This is a genomic window from Sphingomonas donggukensis (assembly GCF_023674425.1).
Taxonomy (GTDB): Bacteria; Pseudomonadota; Alphaproteobacteria; order Sphingomonadales; family Sphingomonadaceae; genus Sphingomonas; species Sphingomonas donggukensis.
The window spans coordinates 117291-142279 of sequence record NZ_CP098401.1 but is presented as its reverse complement, the minus strand read 5'-3'; the positions used below and the strand labels follow the sequence as shown (position 1 = coordinate 142279).

Annotated in this window: 23 protein-coding genes; 6 read left to right on the top strand and 17 right to left on the bottom strand. The window is 69.2% G+C overall.

Annotated elements, in window-relative coordinates; all coding sequences use genetic code 11:
* Positions 1–2: 2 nt before the first annotated feature.
* The 3 genes from M9980_RS00655 to M9980_RS00645 all read right to left on the bottom strand — a co-directional run bounded on the left by M9980_RS00655 (position 3) and on the right by M9980_RS00645 (position 2433).
* A complete protein-coding gene (locus M9980_RS00655) occupies positions 3–1310 on the bottom strand; it encodes a sensor histidine kinase (protein WP_250755007.1) in 1308 nt (435 codons plus the stop codon).
* 104 nt (positions 1311–1414) lie between these two features.
* Positions 1415–2095 (bottom strand): response regulator transcription factor, encoded by a 681-nt coding sequence (locus M9980_RS00650; RefSeq protein ID WP_250752337.1) that lies wholly within the window; start codon positions 2093–2095, stop codon positions 1415–1417.
* A gap of 26 nt (positions 2096–2121) precedes the next feature.
* Positions 2122–2433, bottom strand: a complete 312-nt coding sequence (locus M9980_RS00645; protein ID WP_340689106.1) for a hypothetical protein — start codon at positions 2431–2433, stop codon at positions 2122–2124.
* A 279-nt stretch (positions 2434–2712) separates the two neighbouring features.
* On the opposite strand from M9980_RS00645, the gene M9980_RS00640 reads away from it, so the two are divergent.
* The gene (locus tag M9980_RS00640) at positions 2713–4488 is read left to right on the top strand and encodes an ABC-F family ATP-binding cassette domain-containing protein (RefSeq protein ID WP_250752335.1); all 1776 of its coding nucleotides are present in this window, start codon (positions 2713–2715) and stop codon (positions 4486–4488) included.
* A 7-nt stretch (positions 4489–4495) separates the two neighbouring features.
* Here the strand turns inward: M9980_RS00640 and M9980_RS00635 are convergent, their stop codons facing one another.
* The 5 genes from M9980_RS00635 to M9980_RS00615 are packed head-to-tail and all read right to left on the bottom strand — an operon-like array spanning position 4496 to position 12034.
* Positions 4496–5302 (bottom strand): DUF815 domain-containing protein, encoded by an 807-nt coding sequence (locus M9980_RS00635; protein WP_250752334.1) that lies wholly within the window; start codon positions 5300–5302, stop codon positions 4496–4498.
* A gap of 50 nt (positions 5303–5352) precedes the next feature.
* Positions 5353–7269 carry a tetratricopeptide repeat protein gene (locus tag M9980_RS00630; RefSeq protein WP_250752332.1) on the bottom strand — a complete coding sequence of 639 codons (1917 nt, stop codon included), beginning with the start codon at positions 7267–7269 and terminating at the stop codon, positions 5353–5355.
* Positions 7253–8599, bottom strand: coding sequence for a PEP-CTERM-box response regulator transcription factor (gene prsR, locus M9980_RS00625; RefSeq protein WP_250752330.1), 1347 nt, complete (start codon positions 8597–8599; stop codon positions 7253–7255). Before prsR ends, M9980_RS00630 begins: the two co-directional genes overlap by 17 nt.
* On the bottom strand, positions 8596–10635 hold the full coding sequence (prsK, locus tag M9980_RS00620; RefSeq protein ID WP_250752328.1) for an XrtA/PEP-CTERM system histidine kinase PrsK: 2040 nt from the start codon (positions 10633–10635) through the stop codon (positions 8596–8598). Before prsK ends, prsR begins: the two co-directional genes overlap by 4 nt.
* A 10-nt stretch (positions 10636–10645) precedes the next feature.
* A complete protein-coding gene (locus M9980_RS00615; RefSeq protein WP_250752327.1) occupies positions 10646–12034 on the bottom strand; it encodes a TIGR03013 family XrtA/PEP-CTERM system glycosyltransferase in 1389 nt (462 codons plus the stop codon).
* Between the two features lie 234 nt (positions 12035–12268).
* On the opposite strand from M9980_RS00615, the gene M9980_RS00610 reads away from it, so the two are divergent.
* Complete coding sequence (locus M9980_RS00610; protein ID WP_250755006.1) at positions 12269–13264, top strand: mannose-1-phosphate guanylyltransferase; 996 nt, start codon at positions 12269–12271, stop codon at positions 13262–13264.
* Positions 13265–13282: 18 nt separating this feature from the next.
* Here the strand turns inward: M9980_RS00610 and M9980_RS00605 are convergent, their stop codons facing one another.
* The 5 genes from M9980_RS00605 to groES form a co-directional block, all read right to left on the bottom strand.
* On the bottom strand, positions 13283–13870 hold the full coding sequence (locus M9980_RS00605; protein WP_250752326.1) for a glutathione binding-like protein: 588 nt from the start codon (positions 13868–13870) through the stop codon (positions 13283–13285).
* A gap of 51 nt (positions 13871–13921) precedes the next feature.
* Positions 13922–14683: a methyl-accepting chemotaxis protein gene (locus tag M9980_RS00600; RefSeq protein WP_250752325.1), complete on the bottom strand. Its 762-nt coding sequence runs from the start codon at positions 14681–14683 to the stop codon at positions 13922–13924.
* Positions 14680–15093, bottom strand: a complete 414-nt coding sequence (locus M9980_RS00595) for a globin family protein (RefSeq protein ID WP_250752324.1) — start codon at positions 15091–15093, stop codon at positions 14680–14682. The genes M9980_RS00600 and M9980_RS00595 overlap by 4 nt, the downstream gene beginning before the upstream one ends.
* 242 nt (positions 15094–15335) lie before the next feature.
* Positions 15336–16982 (bottom strand): chaperonin GroEL, encoded by a 1647-nt coding sequence (gene groL / locus M9980_RS00590; protein ID WP_250752323.1) that lies wholly within the window; start codon positions 16980–16982, stop codon positions 15336–15338.
* 58 nt (positions 16983–17040) lie between these two features.
* Complete coding sequence (groES, locus tag M9980_RS00585) at positions 17041–17328, bottom strand: co-chaperone GroES (RefSeq protein ID WP_250752322.1); 288 nt, start codon at positions 17326–17328, stop codon at positions 17041–17043.
* A 364-nt stretch (positions 17329–17692) separates the two neighbouring features.
* On the opposite strand from groES, the gene M9980_RS00580 reads away from it, so the two are divergent.
* From M9980_RS00580 to M9980_RS00570, 3 genes are all read left to right on the top strand, one after another.
* Positions 17693–18205, top strand: coding sequence for a hypothetical protein (locus M9980_RS00580; protein ID WP_250752321.1), 513 nt, complete (start codon positions 17693–17695; stop codon positions 18203–18205).
* Positions 18206–18359: 154 nt separating this feature from the next.
* Positions 18360–20246, top strand: coding sequence for a signal peptide peptidase SppA (gene sppA / locus M9980_RS00575; RefSeq protein ID WP_250752320.1), 1887 nt, complete (start codon positions 18360–18362; stop codon positions 20244–20246).
* Entirely contained in the window at positions 20243–20812 is a 570-nt protein-coding gene (locus tag M9980_RS00570) for a GNAT family N-acetyltransferase (protein ID WP_250752318.1), read from the top strand. Before sppA ends, M9980_RS00570 begins: the two co-directional genes overlap by 4 nt.
* On the opposite strand, the gene M9980_RS00565 is transcribed toward M9980_RS00570, so the two are convergent.
* Entirely contained in the window at positions 20784–21146 is a 363-nt protein-coding gene (locus M9980_RS00565; RefSeq protein ID WP_250752317.1) for a hypothetical protein, read from the bottom strand. The two genes, M9980_RS00570 and M9980_RS00565, sit on opposite strands and share 29 nt — an antisense overlap.
* Positions 21143–21775: a trimeric intracellular cation channel family protein gene (locus tag M9980_RS00560; RefSeq protein WP_250752316.1), complete on the bottom strand. Its 633-nt coding sequence runs from the start codon at positions 21773–21775 to the stop codon at positions 21143–21145. Before M9980_RS00560 ends, M9980_RS00565 begins: the two co-directional genes overlap by 4 nt.
* A gap of 97 nt (positions 21776–21872) precedes the next feature.
* On the opposite strand from M9980_RS00560, the gene M9980_RS00555 reads away from it, so the two are divergent.
* Positions 21873–22535 (top strand): YoaK family protein, encoded by a 663-nt coding sequence (locus M9980_RS00555; RefSeq protein WP_250752315.1) that lies wholly within the window; start codon positions 21873–21875, stop codon positions 22533–22535.
* Positions 22536–22539: 4 nt separating this feature from the next.
* On the opposite strand, the gene M9980_RS00550 is transcribed toward M9980_RS00555, so the two are convergent.
* Both M9980_RS00550 and lpdA read right to left on the bottom strand, forming a co-directional pair.
* On the bottom strand, positions 22540–23466 hold the full coding sequence (locus M9980_RS00550; RefSeq protein ID WP_250752314.1) for a hypothetical protein: 927 nt from the start codon (positions 23464–23466) through the stop codon (positions 22540–22542).
* Between the two features lie 35 nt (positions 23467–23501).
* A complete protein-coding gene (gene lpdA, locus M9980_RS00545; RefSeq protein ID WP_250752313.1) occupies positions 23502–24914 on the bottom strand; it encodes a dihydrolipoyl dehydrogenase in 1413 nt (470 codons plus the stop codon).
* Positions 24915–24989 lie beyond the last annotated feature (75 nt).

Here is a 24989-nt window from a genome sequence, read left to right as displayed (position 1 = left end):
CGTCAGGCCGCGGGCAGCCGCAGCCGGACGAGCAGCCCGCCCAGATCCTCGCTTTCCTCCAGGCTGACGGTGCCTTCGTAGATTTCGGCAACGTCGCGCACGATGGCGAGGCCGAGGCCGGTGCCGGGCTTGCCCGAATCGAGCCGCACGCCGCGGTCGAAGATGCGGATGCGGTCCGATTCCGGAATGCCGACGCCATCGTCCTCGACCAGGAACTCGACAAAGCCGGCCTGCGCGGCGACCGTCACGAACACGCTGCCGCCGCCGTATTTGGCGGCATTCTCGACCAGATTGCCGAGGATCTCGTCGAGATCCTGCCGCTCGATATGCGCCGACAGATCCTTCGGCCCGTCCACGTCGAGGCGGACGTTGGGATAGAGGCGCGCGACGGCACGCTCGACCGCCTCGACGCTCGGCCACACCTCCGCGCGGCTGTGCGCCGACCCGCGCCGCCCGACCGCGCGAGCGCGGGCAAGGTGGTGGTCGACCTGCCGCCGCATCGTCCGCGCCTCGCGGATCACGGTCTCGCCCAAATCCGCCTGCCCCGCGGCGGCGGCGTTCATGATGACGGTGAGCGGCGTCTTCAGCGCGTGCGCCAGATTACCCGCGTGGCGGCGCGCTTCCTCGGCCTGGCGATCGTTGTGGGCGATCAGGGCGTTCAGCTCCTCGACCATCGGGGCGACTTCGGCGGGCATGTCGCCCTTCACCCGGTTGGTCTTGCCGGCACGCATCCGCTGGATTTCCAGCCGGACCTTGCGCAGCGGGAGCAGGCCGTAAAAGGTCTGGAGCGCGACCATTATGATGAGCCCGGCGCCCAGCAGCAGGAAGCTGCGGATGAGCACGCGGCGCAGCGCCCCGATCTGTTCGTCGAGGCCGGCGCGGCTCTGCGCGATCTGGAATTTCCAGCGCACCGGCGACCCCGGCAGACGCACGTCGCGCTCCATCACGCGCAACCGCTCGCCGCTGCCGAATTCGCGGCTGTCGTACGAATGGGTCTTCATGTCGGGGTGCGGGGCGGTGACGCGCAGCGTGCGGTCCCACAACGAGCGAGACCGGAACGCCTCATACCCCGTGCCGCTGATCTGGTAGTAGAGCCCGGACCCCGGCTCGAGGAACCGCTGGTCCGCCAGTTCGCGGTTGAAGGTGACTTCGCCCTCCGGTCCGATCTCCGCCGATGTCATCATCGTCGTCAGCAGGAAATCGAGCTGGTTGTCGAAATTGGATGCGATCGCAGAGGTCAGCACGCGATCGAGCGCATAGCCGCCGCCCGCCAGCAGCACCATGATCCACGCCGCCGCGATCGCGATCATGCGGCGCGACAGCGACCCCGTCACGCGGACATAGGGGCGCGGCGGCGGCTCGTTGGGATCGGCGGTGACGCTATCCACGGATCATTCCCCGCCGCAGCCCATAATTATTCGGTCGGCCGGCGCTCGTCCGGCTCGTCGAGGCTGTAGCCGAGGCCGCGGATCGTCGTGATGACGTCTTGGCCCAGCTTCTTGCGGATGCGCGTCACGAACACCTCGATCGTGTTCGAATCGCGGTCGAAATCCTGGTCGTAGATATGCTCGATCAGTTCGGTGCGGCTGACGACCTTGCCCTTGTGGTGGAGCAGGTAGCTGAGCAGCTTGTATTCCTGCGCGGTCAGCTTCACCGGCTCACCGGCGCGCGTCACCTTGCCCGACCGGGTGTCGAGGCGGATGTCGCCCGCGGTCAGCTCGGCAGAGGCGTTGCCCGACGCGCGGCGGATCAGCGCGCGCAGGCGGGCGATCAGCTCCTCGGTCTGGAAGGGTTTCGCGACATAATCGTCGGCACCGGCATCCAGCCCGGCGACCTTGTCGGACCAGCTGTCCCGCGCGGTCAGCACCAGGACGGGCGCGCTGCGGCCTTCCTTGCGCCAGCGGTCGAGCACGGTCAGGCCGTCGACCTCGGGCAGGCCGAGATCGAGGATGATCGCGTCATATTGCTCGGTCGAGCCGAGGAAATGCCCCTCCTCGCCGTCGGTGGCGAGATCGACGGCATAGCCCGCCCCCTCCAGCGTGTTGCGAAGCTGCTGACCCAGATTGGGCTCGTCCTCGACGATCAGGACGCGCATCGGCCTACTCCCCTAAATTCGTTGAATCAGCCGCCGGCGCGACCGAGCACCATGCCCGAACGACCATCGACCAGCACCCAGATGACGTTCCCATCGCGCAGGAATTTAAGCGTGTAAACCGCACTGGCCGAATCGAACACGAAGCCGATGTATTCGGCGCCCTTCATCGTCGGGATGATACGACGTTCGATCTCGCTCAGCGGCAGCGTGCGTCCCTGCTTGCGGGCGCTCAATGCCGCGTCCTGATCGCCGCGACGATGCTGCACAGGCTCGATCGCGCCGACCGGAAGGGGCGACACGGAAATCAGGCTGGCGGCGAGTACGCTGGGCAGGAACATTGTCATCACGGTCGTCGCATAGGCGGCGGGTATTGAACAGCCTGTGAATAGCCCGCCGCGCGGCAGTCGGCGAGGCGAGCCCGCCGCCGGACTCGCGCAAGGCCGGCCGGCGGGACGACAGTTCCGACCGACGACACGGGATTTACTCCCGTGTCGAGCCCGCGACTGTCGCCGCCACGCCGTGGCAAAGCCACGTCGTCGGTCCTCGCTATGGCGAGGCCGGTCGGGCGCGCGCTTTGGCCTCGATTTAGCTGCGCTAAATCTCTAGGGCGCGCGGCCATGGCTGCACCTATTCTCGCTTACGAAGGCCTCGGGCTGAATCAGGGCTCGGGCTGGCTGTTCCGCGATCTCGACCTGTTTATCGGCCCGCGCGACCGGCTGGCGCTGATCGGGCGCAATGGTGCGGGCAAGACGACGCTGCTGAAGCTGATTGCCGGCAGCATCGATGCCGACCTCGGCCGGCGCACGATCGTGCCGGGGACGAAGGTCGTGCTGCTGGAGCAGGATCCGCAGGTCGCAGGCTTCGCCACGCTGCGCGATTTCGCGCTGTCGGGCGATGGCGCGCCGGCCCCGCACGAGGTCGACGCGATCGCCGACCAGCTCGGTATCGACCTCGACCGCGAGGCCGCGACCGCCAGCGGGGGCGAGCGTCGCCGCGTCGCCATCGCGCGGGCGCTGGCGATGGACCCCGACGTGCTGTTGCTCGACGAGCCGACCAACCACCTCGACATCGCGGCGATCGAGTGGCTAGAGGACTGGCTGTCGCGGTTCCGCGGTGCCTTCGTCGTCATCAGCCACGACCGCACCTTCCTCACGCGGCTGACGCGGCAGACGCTGTGGCTCGACCGCGGCAAGATTCGCCGTGCCGACGTCGGCTTCGGCGGGTTCGAGGCGTGGACCGAGACGGTCTATGCCGAGGAGGAGCGCAACGCCGCGCGGCTCGACGCAAAGCTGAAGATCGAGGAGCATTGGCTCCAGCGCGGGGTGACCGGCAGGCGGCGGCGCAACCAGGGGCGGCTCGCCAAGCTGAAGGACATGCGCGCCGCGCGCGCCGCGATGATCGGCCCACAAGGCGCCGCCGCGCTCCAGGTCGGGGTCGACGACGCCAAGACCAAGGTCGTGATCGACGCCAAGGGCGTGACGAAGGGGTTTGCCGACCGCACGATCATCCGCAACCTCGACCTGCGCATCACCCGGGGCGACCGCATCGGCATCGTCGGCGCGAACGGTGCGGGCAAAACCACGCTGCTGCGGCTGCTGACCGGCGAGCTCGCGCCCGATACCGGCACGATCCGGCTCGCCAAGACATTGGACGGCATCGTCATCGATCAGCAACGAAAATTGATGGCTCCCGAAAAGACCGTGCGCGACGTACTGACAGAGGGCGGCGAGTGGATCGACGTGCTGGGCGCGAAGAAGCACATCGTCGGCTATCTGAAGGAATTCCTGTTCGAACCCGGCCTGGTCGACGCAAAGGTCGGTACGCTGTCAGGCGGCGAGCGGTCACGGTTGCTGCTGGCGCGCGAGTTCGCACGACCATCGAACCTGCTGGTGCTCGACGAGCCGACCAACGACCTCGACCTCGAAACGCTCGATCTGTTGCAGGAAGTGATCGCCGATTACGCCGGCACCATCCTGATCGTCAGCCATGACCGCGACTTCCTGGACCGAACGGTGACGGTTACCCTCGGCCTCGACGGGTCGGGCAGCGTCGATGTGGTCGCGGGCGGCTATGCTGACTGGGAAGCGAAGCGACGGCCCAAGGGCGGCGTGAAGGCGGCGAAGCCGATCGCGGCCCCGCCCCCGCCGCCCACACCGAAAGCCAAGCTGACCTACAAGGACCAGCGCGACTATGAGCTGTTGCCGAAACGGATCGAGGAACTCGACACCGCGATCGCGCGGGACGAGGCGGCGCTGGCCGACGGCGACCTCTACGTCCGCGATCCGAAGCGATTCGATGCGCTGATGGCGTCGACGGCCAAGGCGCGGGAAGAGAAGGATGCCGCCGAGATTCGCTGGCTGGAACTGGCGGAGATGGTCGAGGGGATAGCGTGAGGCGAGCCTAACGCGGCAAGGCCTTCCCTTCGCGCCCGGCCAGCTCGACGACATATTGCCACGCCACCCGGCCCGACCGGCTGCCGCGCCGCGTCGCCCAGCCGACCGCGTCGTGCGGATCGAACGGCAAGCGATAGGCGTCCGCATAGCGCGCGACGATCGCCAGGTAGGTGTCCTGATCGACGACGTGGAAACCGAGGCTCAGGCCGAACCGGTCGGCGAGCGCCAACGCATCGTCGACCGCGTCGCGCGGGTTGATGGCGCTTTCCTGCTCCGCAATGTCGCGCGGCACGAGATGGCGCCGGTTCGACGTCACCAGCAGCCGAACATTCGCAGGCCGCGCTTCCGCCCCGCCTTCCAGCAACGACCGCAGCGCACGCGCCTCCGCCGGCGTGGAAAAGCCGAGATCGTCGACGAACACCGCGAACGGTCGCGACACGCCCGACAGAACGCCGAACAGCGCGGGCAGGCCGTCGAGCCCGGTCGCCGCGACCTCGACCAGCGCGACGCCGGCGGCATGCGCGGCACTCGCCACCAGTGCCGACTTGCCGGTGCCGCGCGCACCCCACAGCAGCACGTCGTGCGCGGCATGGCCCGCCGCCAGCCGCTCCAGATTGGCGAGCAGCGCGGCCTTCTGCGCGTCGATCCCGGTCAGCATCGATAGCGGCAGTGGCGCATGCGCCCGCGTCGCGGTCAGGACGCGGCCGTCCCACAGATATGCCGGATGCGCGCGCGGATCGGCCGCGGGCGGCGGGGGCGGCGCGAGGCGCTCGAGCGCGGCGGCGATGCGGGCGAGGGTGGCGTCGGTGGACATGCACCAAGCATAGCGCCTCGTGCGCGCACGCAAGCCCCGTTTCTGCGTCCTCAGCCCCGCCGCGCGTAGGCCTGCGCCAGATGCGCGCGGACCGATGCGTTGTCGGGCGCCAGGACCGCAGCCTTCTGCAACAGCTGCACCGCGCCGCCGGCGTCCCCCGCGGCAAGCAACGCGGTGCCATAGGCATCGGCGGTCATCGCATTGGCCGGGGCCAAGCGGTAGGCGGCGGCGGCGAAGCTCTGCGCGGTCGCGACATTGCCCGCTCCGCCATAGGCCACCGCCAGATCGGCCAGCAGCGCCGCGTCGCGGTTGCCGGTGCGGGCGCGCACCTGCTCCAGCGTATCGACCGCGGCAGCGAAGTCGCCCGACGCGACCTGGCCGCGCGCGATCAGGCGCAGGACGGCGAGGTTGCGGGGGTTCTGCGTGTGGAACAGCGCGATCGCATCGGCGGCGCCGGCGCGGTCGCCCGCGGCCTCGCGCGCTTCGGCCAGCCGCAGCAACGTCGGCTCGTCGAACATCATCGTCGCCGCGCGTGCGTAGGCGACGGCAGCATCGGCCGGGCGGCGGAGCAACATCAGCGTGTCGCCGAGCAGGATCGCGCCACCGGGCGCGCCACGATTGGCGTCGGCGACAGCCTGCGCGCGCTGGAGCGCACCGGCGGTGTCACCATTGGCGATGAGCGCCCGGATCAGCGGGATCGCGGTCGACGGCTCGCCGGTCGGATCGCCCTGCGCGGTAGCGGCAAGCGCGGGCACGCTGCCGTCGGGGCCGAACACATCCGCGGCGCCGAGGCCGGGATGCGCGGCGCGGTCGAGCAGCTGCGCTGCGTTCGCGCGGTCGCCGATCCGCTCGAATGCGCGCGCAGACAGCGTCAGCGTATAGGCGTCGGCATCGCCGCGCAGCGCGATCGGGCGCAGCACGTCGAGCGCGTCACGCGCAGCGTCGCTTCGGAGCAACGCCACGGCGAGCAGCTGGCGGGCGCGGACATTGAGCGGCTGGAGCCCGATGAGATTCCGGAGCTTCACCACCGCCTGTTCCGAATCGCCCGCTTCGAGATCGAGCGTGGCGCCGAGCAGCAACGGTCCCGGCTGCCCGTCGAGCGCGCCGCCGGTGCGGTCGAGCAGGTCGCGGGCGAGATCGACCTTGCCCGCGCGCGCGGCGAGCACCGCCAGCAGGTACATCGCCTGCGGGTCGCCGGGCCGAACCGCCAGCGCGCGACGGGTGGCGGCGAGCATGTCGGTCGCGCGGCCGGCATCGCCCAGCGTCGCGGCATAGTCGATCAGCACGGCATAGCTCGCGGGATCGTATTTCAGCGCCGTTTCGAACCACGGCAGCGACGCGACCAGCCCGAACTGGTCGCGCACCAGCCGCGCCCGGAGCAGCAGCGCGGCGACATTGCCGCGGTCGAGCGCGACCGCGCTGTCTGCGGCGGCGATCGCACCGGCGACGTCGCCGACGCCCTGCCGGAACCGCCCGACGTCGGCCCACAGCGCGGCGTCCCTCGGCGCGCGCGCGATGGCGAGCGCCAGCACGTCGTTCGCCGCACCCGGATTGCCCATCGCCGCCAGCGCGAACGCCTGGATGCGCAGGCCGTACACCCAGTCCGCCGCATCGGCGGTCTTCGCGATGGCGAGTGCGCGCGTCGCGTCGCCCTGCAACAGGCGGGCGTGGGCGAGCAGGTGCCGGGTGCGCGTGGGCGCCACGCCGTTCTCGGTGGCGCGCGCAACCTCGGCCTCAGCGGTGATGCCGTCGCCTTCGCCGAGCGCGGCGCGGGCCAGCGCGACATGCGCGGCACCGGACGCCGGCGTCTCGGCGACCGCCTGACGCGCAAGCTGGCGTGCGGTCGTGAACCGCCCGTGGTCGCTCGCCGCGGCGCTTTGGGCTGCGAGGTCGGCGGCGTGCGCGGGCGCGCCCACCGCTATCGCCGAGGCCAGGGCGAGCAGCAGCAGCCTAAGGTTGCAGGTCATAGCTTTTCATCAAGTCGTAGAGCGTCGGGCGGCTGATCCCGAGCAGGCGCGCGGTGCCCGAGATATTGCCGTCGGCGCGGGCGAGCGCGTGGCGGATCGCCTTTCGGTCGGCGGTTTCGCGTGCCGCACGCAGGTTGATCGCGGCGGCATCCTCATCGGTTTCGCCGAGGTCGAGGTCAGCGGCGGTGACGCGGGCGCCGTCCGCCATGATCGCAGCGCGCTTCACGCGGTTCTCCAGCTCGCGGACGTTGCCGGGCCACGGGTGCATATCGATCGCCGCAAGCGCGTCGGGGGCGAACCCCTTCACCCCCGATTTCATCCGCGCGACGTGCGTATTCAGGAAATGGCGCGCGAGCAGGCCGGCATCGCCGGGGCGTTCGGCGAGCGACGGGATGCGGACAACGATCTCGGCCAGGCGATAGTAGAGGTCTTCGCGGAAACTCTGCGCGGCGACCATCGCGTCGATGTCGCGGTGCGTGGCGCAGACGATGCGCGTGTCGACCGCGATCGCCTTGCGCCCGCCGACCCGCTCGATCACGCGCTCCTGCAAAAAGCGCAGCAGCTTGACCTGGAGCGGCAGCGGCACGTCGCCGATCTCGTCGAGGAACAGGGTACCGCCCTGCGCCTGGTCGATCTTGCCCTCGGTCGTCTTCACCGCGCCGGTGAAGGCGCCCTTCTCATGCCCGAACAGCTCGCTTTCGAGCAAAGTTTCCGGAATCGCGGCGCAGTTGATTGCGACGAAGGCCCCACGCCGCCCACTGGTCTCGTGCAGCCCGCGCGCCAGCAGTTCCTTGCCGGTGCCTGACGCGCCCAGCAGCATCACCGACACGTCAGCGGAGGCGACGCGCTCGATCGTGCGGGTGACCTTCAGCATTTCGGGCGCGGCGGTGATCATGCCGCCGAGCGCGCTCACCGCTCCGCCCTCGGCCAGACGACGGTTCTCCGTCTCCAGCGCATGCACGTGGAAGGCGCGCGCGACGATCAGGCCGAGCGTATCGATATCGATCGGCTTGGCATAGAAATCGAACGCCCCCTCGCCGATCGCACGCAGCGCACTCGATCGTTCGCCGTGGCCCGAGGCGACGATGACTTTCGTATCGGGCTTGATCGTCAAGATGTCGGCGAGCGTCGCGAAGCCCTCGGTCACGCCGTCGGGATCGGGCGGCAGGCCGAGGTCGAGCGTCACCACCGCCGGCTCCTCGGCGCGCAGCAGCGTCAGCGCCTCGGCGCGGTCGGCGGCGACGAGCACGCGGTAGCCGTCATAGGCCCAACGCAATTGCCGCTGGAGCGCGACGTCGTCCTCGACGATCAGCAGCACTTTCTCGGTCATGCCGCAGCCTCGAATGCCGGTGCGGCGGGCAGGGTCACGCGGAACATCGATCCTTCATTCTCCCGACTTTCGACGTCGATGCGCCCGCCCATGCTTTCAGCGAGCTGCCGCGCCTCGAATGCGCCGATGCCGAAGCCTGCGGGCTTCGACGACACGAACGGGCGGAACAGCTGGTCGCGCACGAAGGCGGGCGTCATGCCGCAGCCCCGGTCGCGCACCGCGATCACGGCCTGCCCGTCGTTGCCCGACACCTCGATCGTCACCGGTGCACCCGCGGCGCTCGCCTCGATGGCGTTGGTCAGCAGATGCCCGACGAGCTGCTCCAGCCGCACCGGATCGGCCTGCGCGATGATGCCCGCATCGCCGGCGACGGAGACGGGATGCGTCGCGCGGCGCATGCCCGCCAGCCGCTCGGCAAAGGCGACGAGGGGTACGGGCACGCTCGCTTCGGCGCGCGCCCGATCGCCGGCGGACAGTCGTGCGAGCAGCGCGTTCATCTTGGCCGCCGAATCCTGGAGGGTCGCGATCATGTCGGCGCGGAAGTCGGGGTTGTCGGCGTGGCGTTCGGCATTGCGCGCGACCAGGCTGATGCCGCTCACCAGATTCTTGATGTCGTGGACGATGAACGCGAAGCGGCGGTTGAACTCGTCGAACCTTTGCCCCTCGGCGAGCGCCTCCTGCGCGTGCGCTTCGGCAAGGTAGCTGGCGACCTGGCGCCCCGCGACCTTCAGCAGGTCGAAATCCTCCCAGTCGAGCGCGCGGTCGAGCGGCGGGCGCGCGAGCAGGATCGCGCCGACCAGATCGCGGTCGTGGATCAGCGGTACCAGCGCCCAGCCGGCGGCATCCGCCAGCATCCACGCCGGTACCGCATCGCGCTCGGTCGCATCGCCGTGGCCGGCGCGCAGCGGGTCGAGCTCGACGATGCGCTCGCTCGCGGCGAGGTGCTCGACCAAGGCGGCAGGTGCGCCGGTCGCGGGCGGATCGGGCCAGTTCCAGGCCGCGCCGACGCCAAGCGCGGGGCCGTCGCGGACCAGCAGCAGCCCGGCGGGCGAGGTGGTGAGGTCGGCGACCGCCTTCACCACCCGCGTCGCCAGCGGCGCGTCGGCGGCGGACTTCGCGAGCGTCGCGGTGAACCGCAGCCATTCGGCGCGGTAATCATAGCGGTGGCGATAGAGGTGCTTGGCGATCTTCACCTTGGCCCAGGCGCGCAGCCACGGCGACGAGGCAAGGGTGAGCGCCGCCGCTGCCGATCCGAACACGAACGCGGTCTGATACAGTCGCGCATTGGCGCCGCCGATCGCCGACAGCCCGCTGGTGACGAGCGCGAGCAGCGTCAGATAGCCGCCGATCGCGACCAGCGACAGCGACTGGTAGGCGACGGTGCGCGACACCGCGACCGGGCGGCGATCGCGGCGCTGCATCGCCGCGGCGATCATCCCCCCGGCCAGCGCGGTCGCGGCCCCGCGCACCACCTGCAACGCGGGCAGCCATTCGCCCGTCAGATAGGCGGTCGTGGCAAGCCCCAGGTCCGCGCCCCAGATGCAGCCCAGCGCCGCGCACAGCAGCGCGACGTCGCCGCGCCGGCGCGCGCCGTGCAGATTGTGGACCAGCATCAGCGCGGCGACATCGACCATCACGCGCAGCAGCATCGCCGCGGTCGCGACTTCGGCCCCGTCCGCCTGCCCGGCCAATGCCGCGGCGACGAGTTGCAGGATCGTGCCCGACACGACGACGACCGCGACGACGCCGTAGATCGGGGCGATGCCCGCGGGCGCGGTCGCTCCGCCACGTCGCAGCAGCGCCGCCATCAATGCGAACATCGCCAGGTTGCGGATACCGTCGATCAGCCGCGTCGCCGGATCGGACGGACCGATCCCCGCAATCGCCAACGCCCACACTGCGGTCACCGCCAGCATCGTCGCCAGCGGCCAGCGCGGCAGGCCGTCGTCGTCGGCGCGGCGCACCGCCCACAGCGCAAGCGCCGCGAACAGCAGCGCCGGTAGCGCGTGGCTCCACAGGACGAAGGCGTCGGTCACGCGCCGCCCCTCAGCGCGCGCCGTCGGGCCAGAGCACGACCCGGAGCGTCTGGAGCAGGATCAGCAGGTCGAGGAAGGGCGAATAATTCTTCGCGTAATACAGGTCGAATTCCAGCTTCTGCCGCGAATCCTCGATCGACGCGCCATAGGGGTAATTGATCTGCGCCCAGCCGGTGATGCCGGGCTTCACCATGTGGCGCTCGGCATAATAGGGCAGCTTGGTTTCGAGGTCGTCGACGAACTGGGGGCGTTCGGGGCGCGGGCCGACGAAGCTCATCTCGCCCTTCAGTACGCTCCAGCACTGCGGCAGCTCGTCGATGCGGGTCTTGCGGATGAAGCGGCCGACGCGGGTGATGCGCGGATCGTCCTTTTCCGCCCACACCGCCTTGCCCGCGGCTTCGGCATCGGTGCGCATCGAGCGCAGCTTGATGCAGTCGAAACCGAGGCCGTAGAGCCCGACCCGGCGCTGTCGGTAGAAGGCCGGCCCCTTACTTTCATATTTCACCGCCAGCGCGGTCAGCAGGATGACGGGCAGCATCAGCGTCAGCAGGATCAGGCTGGCGGCGATGTCGAACAGCCGCTTGAACACGCTGGAAAACATCCGCCCCGACGAAAAGCCGTCGGAGAAGATCAGCCACGACGGATTGACGCTGTCGAGGTCGACGCGGCCCGTCTCGCGCTCGAAGAAGGTCGAGGTGTCGTTGACGTGGACGCCGGTGGTCTTGATCCGCACCAGATCTTTGAGCGGCAGCGCGTTGCGCCGTTCCTCCAGCGCCAGCACGACCTCGCTCGCGTTCAGCAGCACGACATGGTCGGCGAGGTTGTAGATCGCATCGCGGGCGATCGCCTCCGGGATCACGCGGTTCGCCTCGCTCATGCTGACATAGCCGACGACGACGAAGCCCGAGCCGGGTTTCGCCGCCAGTTCCTTCAGCCGCGCCGCCCTCGGGCCGGCGCCGAGCACGACGATGCGGCGCTTGAACGCCTGGCTGCCCAATGTCTTGCCGAGCAGGATGCGCAGGAACAGGAGCGCGGCGACGGCGATGCCCATCGCGTACAGCAGGTTGGATCGCCACAGGCTGAGCGCCGGCACCAGGAAGAAGACGGCACTCAGGATGATGACGCCGATCGCGACGCCGACGAGCAGGCGGACCGCGGCGTAGCGGATTTCCTGCAACGCCTCCGCCCCGTACACGCCGACCGCGACCATCGCGATCTCGATCGTCGCGGCGAAGCTGACGAGCTGCGGGATGCGCGTGTGGACCGGCTCGACCAGCATGCCGATCTGGCCCGCGCGGATCGTCCAGCCGAACTCGGCGGCCAGCATCAGCACGACGATGTCGAACAGCCCGAGCAGCAGCACGGCGTTCGGCACATAATGTTTGAACAACCGAATCATCGTGCGCGCCGCCTGGCCGAGAGGGGTGTAAAGTCTGCCGACACGCATCCCATCTCGCGCAAATTGGCGAAGAAATGCTGAACGCCGCGCGGCACCGGCGTCGATCGGGAGCGTTGTACACCCGAAGCGTTCCGCTACACCCGCCCCATCATCGGAGAAGACACCCCCATGCCCGACGCGCCGGCCATCGTTCCCGTCATCCTGTCCGGCGGTTCGGGCACCCGCCTGTGGCCAATGTCGCGGCCCGAACGGCCCAAGCAGCTGCTGGCGCTGACCGCGGACGAGACGATGTTGCAGCTGACGGCCAGGCGCACCCCCGGCGGATCGGATTTCGCCGCGCCGATCGTCGTGGCGAACGCCGCCCACGCCGATGACGTCGAGGACCAGATGCGCGGCGTCGGCACCGCGCCCGCCGCGCTGATCCTCGAGCCAATGGGGCGCAACACCGCGCCGGCGATCGCGCTGGCGGCGATCGCGGCGGGGGGCGGTGCGGCGCCGCTGCTGGTGATGCCGTCGGATCATGTCATCGCCGATGTCGCCGCCTTCCACGCCGCGATCGCCGCGGCGCTGCCTCTGGTACAGGACGGCTGGCTCGTCACTTTCGGGATCAGCCCAAACGCGCCGGAAACCGGCTATGGCTGGATCAAGGTCGGCGAGGTGCTGGCGGCCGGCGTCCACCGCGTCGACCGCTTCATCGAGAAGCCGCCGCTGGAACGCGCGCAGGCGATGCTGGACGCGGGCGGCCATGCGTGGAACGGCGGCATCTTCCTGTTCCGCGCCGACCGCTATCTGGAAGTGCTGGGCCGCGAGGAACCGGCGATGGTCGCCGCGGCGCAAAGCGCGATGGACGCCGCGCGGCGCGAGGGGACGCGCATCTGGCCGGACGCCGACGCCTTCGCCGCCAGCCCGTCCGAATCGATCGACTATGCGGTGATGGAAAAGGCGTCGCGGGTCGCGGTCGTGCCGGTCAGCATGGGGTGGAGCGATCTCGGCAGCTGGGACGCGCTCGATGCGATCAGCGCGTCGGACGATGCCGGCAACACCCATGCCGGCGAAGTCATCTCGGTCGACGCGACCAATTGCTTCGTGCGCTCGGACGGCCTGCGCGTCGCGCTGGTCGGGGTGAGCGACCTCATCGTGGTGGCGTCGGGCAGCGACGTCCTCATCCTGCCCAAGGGCCGCAGCCAGGACGTGAAGAAGATCATCGCGGCGATGAAGGCGCGGGACTGATCCCGCGCCTTCGGGTGCTCACGACAGTCCCTCATGCTCCAGCGCGGTACGGACCCCGGCCCGCGCCTTCATGCGCTCGGCGAAGGCCGGCAGCGGGTCGGGGATCGTCACACCGTTCTTCTGCGCCCACATCAGCATCACGAACAAATAGGCGTCGGCGACGCTAAACCGGTCGCCGAACAGATAATCGCCGTCGAAATGGTCGGCGATCAGCTGTAGCCGCTTTGTCACTTGCTCGCCCGCCTTCGCCTTGTCGGCATCGCTCGCGCCCGGCGTGAAAAACGGCTTGAAACTCTTGTGCACCTCGGTCGAGATATAGGCGAGCGTCTCGAGCAGGCGGGTGTGGCCCATCGCGCCGCCGGGAGCGAGATCAGGCTTCTCGGCAGCGATCCACGACAGGATCGCGATATTCTCGGTGACCGTCTCGCCGCTGTCGAGCACCAGCGCCGGCACATAGCCCTTGGGATTGATCGCCGCGAAATCGGCGCCGGTTTCGGTCCTCTTGGTCTTCAGGTCGACCTTCTCATGCTCGAAGGCAAAGCCGCCCTCGTGCAGGGCGATATGGTCTGCCAGGCTGCACGCGCCGGGGGAATAATAGAGTTTCATGGGCTCGCTCCAATGCGGTTCGGGAATGGAACGCGCGGAGCGGCGAAGCGATCAATCGCTCGCGGCGGCTTCCAGCGCCGCGGCGGTGCGCTTCACCTGGCGGGCGAGCACGCCGACCGCGGCAGCCGAGGTACTGACCCGCCCGATCGCTTCCGCCGACGAGGAAATTTCGGCGCGGGTGGTGTCGGTCAGCCGCGCGACCTCGGCGGCGATGCCCTTCTGCTCCTCGATCGCCGCGACGATGTCGCCGATCAGCCGGCGTTCGTTCTCGACCGCGCTGTTGACGCCCTCGAACGCGGTGCGCGTCGCGGTTACGCCGCGTTCGATCGTGCCGGTGCGATCCTCGATATCCCGGGTCGCGGCCAGCGTGGACTGGGCGAGCGCCCCCATTTCGTGCGCGACGACGTCGAAGCCGCGGCCCACCGCCCCCGCCCGCGCCGCTTCGATCCGCGCGTTCAGCGCCAGCATCCGCCCGCGCCCGGCGATCGCGCCGATCGTCGCCGACATCGAATCGATGCCCTGCCCGGCCTGGGCCAGCGCCTCGACCATCGCCAGGCTGTCGCCGGTGTTGCGGGCGACATCGCGGAGCAGCGCGGCCTGCGCGGCGACGGCGTGTTCGATCTGCGCAGCGGCGGTAGCGAGCGCGGTCGCCAGCAGTGCGGTTTCGCCCGCGGTGTCCTCCAGCTGGCGCACGACCTCGGTCGCCGCCGCGGCGTCGGTGCGGACGGCGTCGGCGATCGATTCGAGACTGCCCGCCACGGCACGCAGGTTCGCCGCCGCGGTCGCGATCTTCGGGGTCGGGGACGCGTTCATGCCGCCTTGCGGGCAGCCTCGATCATCGCGCCCGCCAGCAGCTGGTACGCCGCGCCCCAGGCCGCGGCGAGCTCCTCGGTCCAGCGGGGGCCGAGCCCGACCTTCAGCGTGTCGAGCAGCGCCATGCCGACCGCATCATAATGCGCCTCGCGCGCGCCGTAGCGGACATGGCGCACCGCCAGTTCGCGCGCGATCGGCAGGAGTTGGTCGATACGGTCGAGCCCGTCGACGATCACGGTCAGGGTCAGCATCAGCTTGCGACCCTGTTCGGTCAGGTCGTCGGCGAACATCCGGCGGACGCCCGGCGCAATCTGGAACAGCCGTTCGTAAAAGGCCGCCGCCGTCTCCTCCGACAGGGGCACGACGTGGACGAAGCTGTCCTGGACCAATTCGATTTGATGAGGTGTCATCGTCAACGCCCTGAAATACTGTAGCTCTCACTTGGGCGCAAAGGGTTAAGGTCGTGTTTAACCGGTAGCTGGCGCAGCACTTTCGGCGCGCAAAAAAGGCCGGCAGATCGCTCCGCCGGCCTCTTGTTTTGCGTAGGTATGGCAGCGGCAAAGCCGCTGCCTGGACGTCGGAAGGAGCCTGTCGGCTCCGCCGGCCGTTCCGATTTTCTGTCCGGGCGAGCCTTCGCTCGCCCGGTCGAAAATCAGAAGTCCATGCCGCCCATGCCGCCCATGCCGCCGTGGCCGCCCATCGGCATTGCCGGCTTGTCCTCGGGCAGCTCGCTCACGGCCGCTTCGGTCGTGATGAGCAGGCCCGCGACCGACGCTGCGTTCTGGAGCGCGGTGCGGACGACCTTGGTCGGGTCGATCACGCCGGCCTGCACCAGGTTTTCGTAGGTGTCGGTGGCAGCGTTGAAGCCCATCGACGAATCGTTGCCGTCGAGCAGGCGACCCGAGACGACCGCACCGTCCTGGCCGGCGTTGGCCGCGATCTGGCGGACCAATGCGGTCAGCGACTTGCGGACGATGTCGACGCCGCGCGTCTGGTCGTCGTTGTCGCCCTTCAGGCCGTCCAGCGCCTTCGTCGCGTACAGCAGCGCGGTGCCGCCGCCCGGAACGATGCCTTCCTCGACCGCGGCGCGGGTCGCGTGGAGAGCGTCATCGACGCGGTCCTTGCGCTCCTTCACCTCGACCTCGGACGCGCCGCCGACCTTGATGACGGCAACGCCGCCGGCAAGCTTGGCCAGACGCTCCTGCAGCTTCTCGCGGTCGTAGTCCGAAGACGTGACCTCGATCTGCTGGCGGATCGCATCGGTGCGGCCCTTGATCGCATCGGCTTCACCGGCACCATCGACGATGACAGTGTTATCCTTGTCGATCGTCACGCGCTTGGCGGTGCCGAGCATGCCGAGCGTCACGGTCTCGAGCTTGATGCCGAGATCCTCGGAGATCACCTCGCCCTTGGTCAGGACGGCAATGTCCTCGAGCATCGCCTTGCGACGATCGCCGAAGCCCGGTGCCTTGACCGCTGCGACCTTCAGGCCGCCGCGCAGCTTGTTGACGACGAGGGTGGCGAGCGCCTCGCCCTCGATGTCCTCGGCGATGATGAGCAGCGGACGGCCCGACTGGACGACGGCTTCCAGAATCGGGAGCATCGCCTGCAGGTTGCTGAGCTTCTTCTCGTGGATCAGGATGTACGGGTCGTTCAACTCGACCGCCATCTTCTCCGGGTTGGTGATGAAGTAGGGCGACAGATAGCCGCGGTCGAACTGCATGCCCTCGACGACGTCCAGCTCGAATTCGAGGCCCTTGGCCTCCTCGACGGTGATGACGCCTTCCTTGCCGACCTTCTCCATCGCTTCCGCAATCTTCTCGCCGACTTCCTTGTCGCCATTCGCGGAAATGATGCCGACCTGGGCGATCTCGCTCGAGCCCGACACGGGCTTGGAGCGCGCCTTCACGTCCTCGACCACCTTGACGACGGCAAGATCGATGCCGCGCTTCAGGTCCATCGGGTTCATGCCGGCGGCCACCGACTTCATGCCCTCACGCACGATCGCCTGCGCCAGAACGGTCGCGGTGGTCGTGCCGTCGCCGGCGATGTCGTTGGTCTTCGAGGCCACTTCGCGCACCATCTGCGCGCCCATGTTCTCGAACTTGTCCTTGAGCTCGATTTCCTTGGCGACGGTGACGCCGTCCTTGGTGATGCGGGGCGCACCGAAGCTCTTGTCGATGACGACGTTGCGGCCCTTCGGGCCCAGGGTCACCTTCACCGCGTCGGCGAGGATGTCGACGCCGCGCAGGATGCGCTCACGCGCGTCACGGCTGAATTTCACGTCCTTGGCTGCCATCTGGCTGACCTTTCAAATGCGAATGTTGACAAAGTTGAGAGCCGATTGGGGGGTCGGCTCAGCCGATGATCCCCAGAATGTCGCTCTCCTTCATGATGAGGAGATCCTCGCCGTTCACCTTGACCTCGGTGCCCGACCACTTGCCGAACAGGATGCGGTCACCGGCCTTCACGTCGAGCGGCGAGACTTCGCCCTTGTCGTTCTTGGCACCGGCGCCGGCGGCGACGACTTCGCCTTCCTGCGGCTTTTCCTTGGCGGTGTCGGGGATGATGATCCCGCCCGAGGTCTTTTCCTCGGCCTCGACGCGGCGGACGAGCACGCGGTCGTGCAGCGGACGAAAGTTCATGGAGCTTGGTCCCTTTTTTCGTGACAGAAAGACAGGTTGGCACTCCCCTGTGGCGAGTGCCAGTGCGGCGCATATGTGAAGCGTCCGGTGAGTCGTCAAGGCCCCGAGCGGCGCCGATCCGTGCGGGAGCGACCGACCGCCGGGCACCGGCGACGGATCCCGCGGCCAACCGCTTCCGAAACGGACCGAGCGCGCGCGACCGCACCGCGCACGCACGCGCCGGACGCGCGCTGCTTAACGGCGCGTACATGGACCCGAAGCGGCGGCGATCGCACCCCGACCGGCAAGATTTGGTTCACGCTTTCGGGGCGCTTCTGATGTCTCCGCGACACCCCCGTCGCGTCCAAGGTGAAGGAGACCGCACATGCCGACCTGGTTTCGTCCCGTCATGACCGCCGCCGCATTCGCGTCGGGCATCGTCGCTCCCGCGGCCTATGCCCAGTCCGTTCCCAACCCCGCCGCCGGCATCGCCGGGATCGGCATCGGCACGGTGTCGCTGCGCCCCGACACCGGCAGCTCCACCGTGGCGGTCAACGTCGGCGAGACCCAGCGCCAGCGCGGCGAGCTGGCGACCGTGTCGGCGCTCGGCCCGTTCGCGCTGACCGACGTCGCGATTTCCGAATCGAGCACCGGGCGGCGGACGCAGGTGGCCGACGTGATCGGCATCGGCGTGGGATCGCTGAACGTCACCAACCCCAACGACGGCAACAGCGCGATCACGTTGAGCGTTGCGCAGGCCAATCCGCCGCAGGGCAGCGACGCCAGCATCGGCGTCGCATCGGGCGGCAGCCCGCTGTCGGTCGGCCTGCCGGGCTGGACCGGCCTGCCCGGCCTCAGCCGCCTGCCCTTCACGCTGCCGAAGATCGGCGGCAGGTGACCGGATAGGGCGCCGCGCGACCCTCGCCCCCCCCGTCCCCCGCGCGGCGCCCAAGAGGCAACGGCCTGTATTGCCCCCGTAATACAGGCCGTTGCCTCCCCCCGCGCCATGCTCTAGCACCGGCGGCATCGACACATTTCCTGCGGGGTATGACGTGAAGCTGGTTCGGGGCGCCTGGAAGCTGCTGGTCGGGATCAAGGATTTCCTGGTCCTCGCCTTCATGCTGTTGTTCTTCGGCGTGTTGTTCGCGGCGCTCAACGCCCGCCCCAATGCCCGCGCGATCAAGGACGGCGCGCTGCTGGTCGCGCTCGACGGGCGGCTGGTGGAACAGCCGCAGGAAGTCGATCCGTTTGCCGGCATCGGCGGCGGCGAGGTGCTGCGCGAAATCCGCGCCCGCGACGTCGTCCGCGCGCTCGACACCGCCCGCACCGATACCCGCGTCAAGGCCGTGGTCCTCGACCTCGATCGCTTCGCCGGCGGCTATCCCTCGACCGTGGCCGAAGTCGCCGACGCGGTCGGCCGCGTCCGCGCATCGGGCAAGCCGGTGCTCGCCTATGCCACGGGTTACATGGACGCGAGCTACCTGCTCGCCGCCAACGCGTCCGAAGTCTGGGTCAATCCGATGGGCGGCACGCTGTTCATGGGGCCGGGCGGGTCGCAGCTCTATTACAAGGGGCTGATCGACAAGCTGGGCGTCAACGTCCACGTGTACCGCGTCGGCCAGTTCAAGTCGGCGGTCGAGCCCTATACGCTGACCGGCCAGTCCGAACCGGCACGCGCCGCCAACGTCGCGCTCTACGGCGCGATCTTCGAACGCTGGAAGGAAAATGTCGCGAAGGCGCGGCCCAAGGCGCGCATCGCCGACGTCATCGCGCGGCCGGGTGCCGTGACGGTGGCGGCGGGCGGCGACCTTGCCAAGATGAACCTCGCCTACGGGCTGGTCGACAAGCTGGGCGATCGCGTGGCGTTCGGCAAGCGCGTCGCCGAGATCGCCGGGCATGACGCGACGAAGCCCGCGGGCAGCTTCAACGCGATCCGCCTCGCCGACTGGATCGGCGCCAACCCCGTTCCCACCACCGGCGACGCGATCGGCGTCATCACCGTCGCGGGCGAAATCGTCGACGGCAAGGCCGGCCCCGGCACCGCCGGCGGCGCGAGCGTGTCGAAGCTGCTGCTCGACGGGCTGGCCAAGAAATCGCTGAAGGCGCTGGTCGTGCGGGTCGATTCGCCCGGTGGATCGGCGCTGGCGTCGGAGGAAATCCGCCAGGCGGTGCTGCAGGCGAAGGCCAAGGGGCTGCCGGTCGTCGTGTCGATGGGCGGGCTCGCCGCGTCGGGCGGCTATTGGGTTGCGACCGCGGGCGACACGATCTTTGCCGAGCCGAACACGATCACCGGGTCGATCGGCATCTTCGGCATCCTGCCGAGCTTCGAGAATGCGCTCGCCAAGATCGGCGTGACCGCGGACGGCGTCGCGACGACCCCGCTCAGCGGCCAGCCCGACGTGTTCAAGGGCTTCTCCCCAGAGCTCGACGCGGTGATCCAGTCGGGGATCGAACAGGGCTATCGCCGCTTCATCACCCTCGTCGCCGGCGCGCGCAAGATGACGCCCGAGCGCGTCAATGAAATCGGCCAGGGTCGCGTGTGGGACGGCGGCACCGCGCGCCAGATCGGGCTGGTCGACCGGTTCGGCGGCCTGCCCGACGCCATCGCCGAGGCTGCGCGCCGCGCGAAGCTCGACCCGGCCAAGGTCCATGCCGTGTACCTCGACAAGGAACCGTCGTGGACCGCGAAGCTCGCCGAAAGCTGGGCCGCGCCCGAGGAGGAGGACGACCGCGTCGACCAGGCCGGGCTGGACCCGATCAGCCGCATCGCCGCCGATCGCCGCGCGGTGTTCGCGCAGGCCATCGCCGATGCGCGGCGCCTCGCGACCGGCTCCGCGGTCCAGGTGCGCTGTCTCGAATGCGCCGCGCTCGCGCCGCCGTCGGCGAAGATGAGCGACCTGAGCCTCGCCGACCTGCTCTACGCAAAGCTGTTCGGATGATCGCGATCCGCGCCGCGCGGGCAGAGGACGCCGCCGCCATCGCCGCGATCTACGCACCCTATGTGCTGGGCGGCACGGTCAGTTTCGAAACCGAGGCGCCGGACGCACGGGCGATGCGCGGGCGGATCGCGGCGTCGGACGGCTTCTACCCGTGGCTGGTCGCGACCAACGGCGATGCGGACGGCGAAGGCGGCGGCGTTCTGGCCTATGCCTATGCCACCCGCTTTCGGGACCGCCCAGCGTACCGCTACGTGGTCGAGACGTCGGTGTACGTCGCCGGCCCGATGATCGGCCAGGGCGCGGGGCGACTGGTGTACGAGGCGCTGGTCGACACGCTCCGCGCGCAGGGCTTCACTCAGGCGATCGGCGTGCTGTCACTGCCCAACGACCATTCGATCCGGCTGCACGAACACGTCGGCTTCCGCCGCGCGGGCGTGTTCCGCGAGGTCGGCTTCAAACAGGGCCGCTGGATCGATGTCGGCTACTGGCAATGCCTGCTGAACGACAGCCGCGTGCCGCCGGTCGAGCCGAAGCCGTTCAGCGCGGTGGGCGTGGTGCGGGGGTAGCGCGGCGGCGGAAGAGGGCTTTGCTCGCGCTTTCCGATCGACGATACTCGCACGGCAGCCCGAATTTCGCACGCTTGTCGTAGTTACGATCGCCATGACGACTGAAGGCCTTCATCACCCGCCACATTCGCCACAAGGCGAACCCCAGTGCGAGGGCGGCAAAGATCGTGATTGGGATCACGACGGGCAGCCACAGCCATCGCACCGTGGCAAGGTCGCCAACGCCGAGGAGCAGAAGGAAGAAGGGAATGAACAAGGATAACGGTCGCCTGTTCGCTCCGATATCCCGGTCGACCATCCAGCGAATGCCGAGATAGGTCCGCCGCCAGTTCACCGCATCCCCCGATACGCCGGCAGCCTGAGCTGCCACGCGATCGCCGCGGCGCGCAGTGCGAAGCCGGCCATCGCCGCGACCGGGGCGGCGACGAACGACGCTACGCCCAGCGCGTCGAGGCCGATGTAGAGGCCCGACGCCAGCGCCGCCGCCGTCACATAGAGTTCGGGGCGCATCAGGATCGACGGCTCCCCCGCCAGTACGTCGCGGATGATGCCGCCGACGCACGCCGTCACCACTCCCATCAGCGCGGCGGGGACCGGGGGGATGCCGTAATCGAGCGACTTGGCGGCGCCGAACACCGCATAGACCGCAAGACCGACCGCATCGAGCCAGTCGAGCGCCTTGCCCGCCCACCAGTGCTGCGGCGTGACCCAGATCAGCGCCGCGGCGGCGAGGCACACCGCCGCCACCCACGGATCGTGCGTCCAGAAAACCGGCGCGCCGATCAGCAGGTCGCGCACCGACCCGCCGCCGACGCCGGTGATGAGCGCGAAGAACGCCGCGGTGACCAACGTCTGCGCGCGCTGCGTCGCGGCCAAAGCGCCCGACGTCGCGAACACCGCGATCCCGAACAGGTCGAGGTACGGCAGCACGGGGCCGATCTGGGATATGGGCAGCGGGGTCACGCCCGACCGGTTAGCCGCCGCCGCGCGCAATGACCATATCTCGGCTCGCCGCAAAACCGCTGGCGCGGGCGTCCGCACTGCGGCAATCATCCGGCCCGTGACCCGCTATCCGCCCGCGATGATCGGCATCGCCACCGCCCTCGCCACGCTTGCCGGCTTCGTCGATGCGATCGCGTGGATCGAGCTAGGCGGGTTCTTCGCATCGTTCATGAGCGGGAACAGCACGCGTATGGGCATCGGCATCGCGAACGGCGACTGGGGCGCGCTGCGGATCGCGGCGGCGCTCGTGATGATGTTCCTGTCTGGCGTGATCGCGGCGAGCGTCGTTGCCGCGCGCTGGGAACCGCGGCGCAAGGTCGCGGTGATGCTGGTGGTGACGCTTGCCATCGCGGTCGCAGCGGGCTGCGCATGGCAGGGGCTGTCGATGGCGGCGCTGCTGCTGCTCGCCTTCGCGATGGGCGCGGAGAACGGCGTGTTCAACCGCGACGGCGAAGTGTCGATCGGCGTCACCTACATGACCGGCACGCTGGTCCGCGCCGCGCAGCATTTCGCGAACGGCCTGATGGGCAGCGGTCCGCGCGGGGGATGGGTGCCGTACCTGCTGCTGTGGGCGGGCTTCGTGTGCGGCGCGGTGCTGGGCACGGTGGCGAGCCGCCAGTCGCTCGCGTCGGCGGTCACAGTGGCGGCAGTGGCAGCGGCGGCGCTAACCGTCGCGGTGGCGCTGGCGACGGCACGTGAAGGGCGCGTGCGGCGGGTCTGAAAGCTCAGTGCGCTGCCGGATCGACGTGGTGCAACACCTGCGCCGCGACGCCCAGCGTCAGCGCCCGGCTGGCGAGCGAGCCGCGGAGGAAGTCGGCGGGCTGCTTCAGGAACCGGCGGGGCGTCGTGCCCAGGAAGCTGCCGGCGTCGCGCAGGTAGTGCGAGCTGTCGTAATAGGCGGGCTCGATGGTGCGTGGCCCGTTGCCGCCGACCAGCCCCGGCTCTCGCAGGAACGAGCGGAAGAAGCGCGCGCGGCGCAGCAGCAGCTTGGGCGGCATCCCGAAATAGCTGTGCGCGATGCGTCGCAGCGCCGCGGTCGTCACGCCCAGCCGCGCCGCGATCGTGACGATATCGACCTCCGCGTCGTTCGCGATCGCGGCGCCCAGCCCGGCGATGACGGGTTCGTACGGATGCGGCGTGTCGAGCAGCGGCGCGAAATGCCGGTCGAGGATCGCCGGGATGTCGGCATCGTCCTTCGCCGCGGCCAAGTCGGCGCGCACTCGCTCCCCCCAGTGCGGCCCGAACAATCCGCCGAGCGGCGCGACGCGGTTGTGAAAATCGACAGCCGATCGGCGCGACAGCCGCGCCCAGCCGACCGGGCTGATCCCCGCCCCGATCATGATCCCGCCCTGCGTGGTCGCCACCAGCGGCCGCGTCATCGCGCCGTACAGCGCGACCGCGGGCACGTCGTCATAGCGATGGTTGCGAATCCGCACCGACACCGGCCCGGCGTCGATCAGGATGTTGACCATCATCATCATCGGCAGGAACGGATCGACCCGCGGCGCGGCATCGATCGCGCCGTAGGCATTGTAGGCGGTGATCGACCCCGCCAGTGCCGGCGCCGGCGCGAAATAGCGCACGCGCGTGCCCGCCGGCATGTCGGGCGCGTCATAGGGCGACGTGCCGGCGACGAAGCTGTGGCGGTCCATTCAGGCGGTCGGGCCGGTGGGGGTTGCCGCTGCGGTCAGATGTGGATCGCCTTGCCGCGCACGCCCATCGCGGCCTCCTTGATCGCTTCCGAATGGGTCGGATGCGCGTGGCAGGTATAGGCGATGTCCTCCGACGTCGCGCCGAATTCCATCGCCTGCGCGACCTGCGCGATCATCGTGCCGGCGGGCACAGCGATGATCCACGCGCCGAGCACGCGGTCGGTCTTCGCGTCCGAGATGATCTTCACGAAGCCGTCCGGCTCGTGGTTCGTCTTGGCGCGGCTGTTGGCCATCATCGGGAACTTGCCGACCTTCACCTCGCCGCCGGTTTCCGCGAGCTTGGCCTTGGCCGCTTCCTCGGTCAGACCCACGCCGGCGATCTCGGGCCAGGTATAGACGACGCTCGGGATGATATCGTGGTTCACGATGCCGGTTTGCCCTGCGATATTCTCGGCGACCGCGATGCCCTCGTCCTCGGCCTTGTGGGCGAGCATCGGGCCGGGTGCGACGTCGCCGATCGCCCAGATGCCCGGCACGGACGTGCGGAAATCATGATCGATCTCCACCTGCCCGCGCTGGTTGACGGTCAGGCCCGCCTTGTCGAGTGCGAGGCCGTCGGTGTTCGGCTTGCGCCCGATCGACACGAGCACGCAGTCGGCGTCGAGCGTGGTCGCGTCACCGCCCTGCGCCGGCTCGAGCGTCAGCGTCGCCTTGCCGCCGTCCACCGCGACGCCGGTAACCTTGGTCGACAGCTTGAACTCGATGCCCTGCTTTTTGAAGATCTTGTTGGCTTCCTTGCGGATTTCACCGTCGAAGCCGGGCAGGATCTGGTCGAGGAATTCGACGCACGTGACCTTGGCTCCCAGCCGCCGCCAGACGCTGCCGAGCTCCAGCCCGATCACGCCGCCGCCGATCACGACCATATGCTCGGGCACCTTTGGCAGCTCGAGCGCGCCGGTGCTGTCCACCACGACATGCGCGTCGTTGTCGATGGCAACACCGGGCAGCGGAGTGACCGACGATCCGGTGGCGATGACGATATTCTTCGCGCGCACGGTGCGGTCACCGACCTGCACCGTGTCGCCGGACGTGAACGCCGCATAGCCCTTCAGCCACTCGACCTTGTTCTTCTTGAACAGGAATTCGATGCCCCCGGTCAGCTGCTTCACCGCATCGCGGCGCTGGCCGTGCATGGTGTCGAGGTCGAGCTCCGGCGTCACCTTGATGCCGAGCTTCGCCATCGTCCCATTGGCGGCGTGGTCGTACAGCTCGGACGCATGCAGCATCGCCTTCGACGGGATGCACCCGACGTTCAGGCACGTGCCGCCCAGCGTCTCGCGCCCCTCGGCACACGCGGTCTTCAGCCCCAGCTGCGCCGCGCGGATCGCCGCGACATAGCCGCCGGGGCCCGCACCGATCACGAGGACGTCGAAGTCGTATTCAGCCATTTCATTTTCTCCACGTCATGCCAGCGAAGGCTGGCATCTCAAGCGGCCTGAGACCCCAGCGTGCGCTGGGGTGAC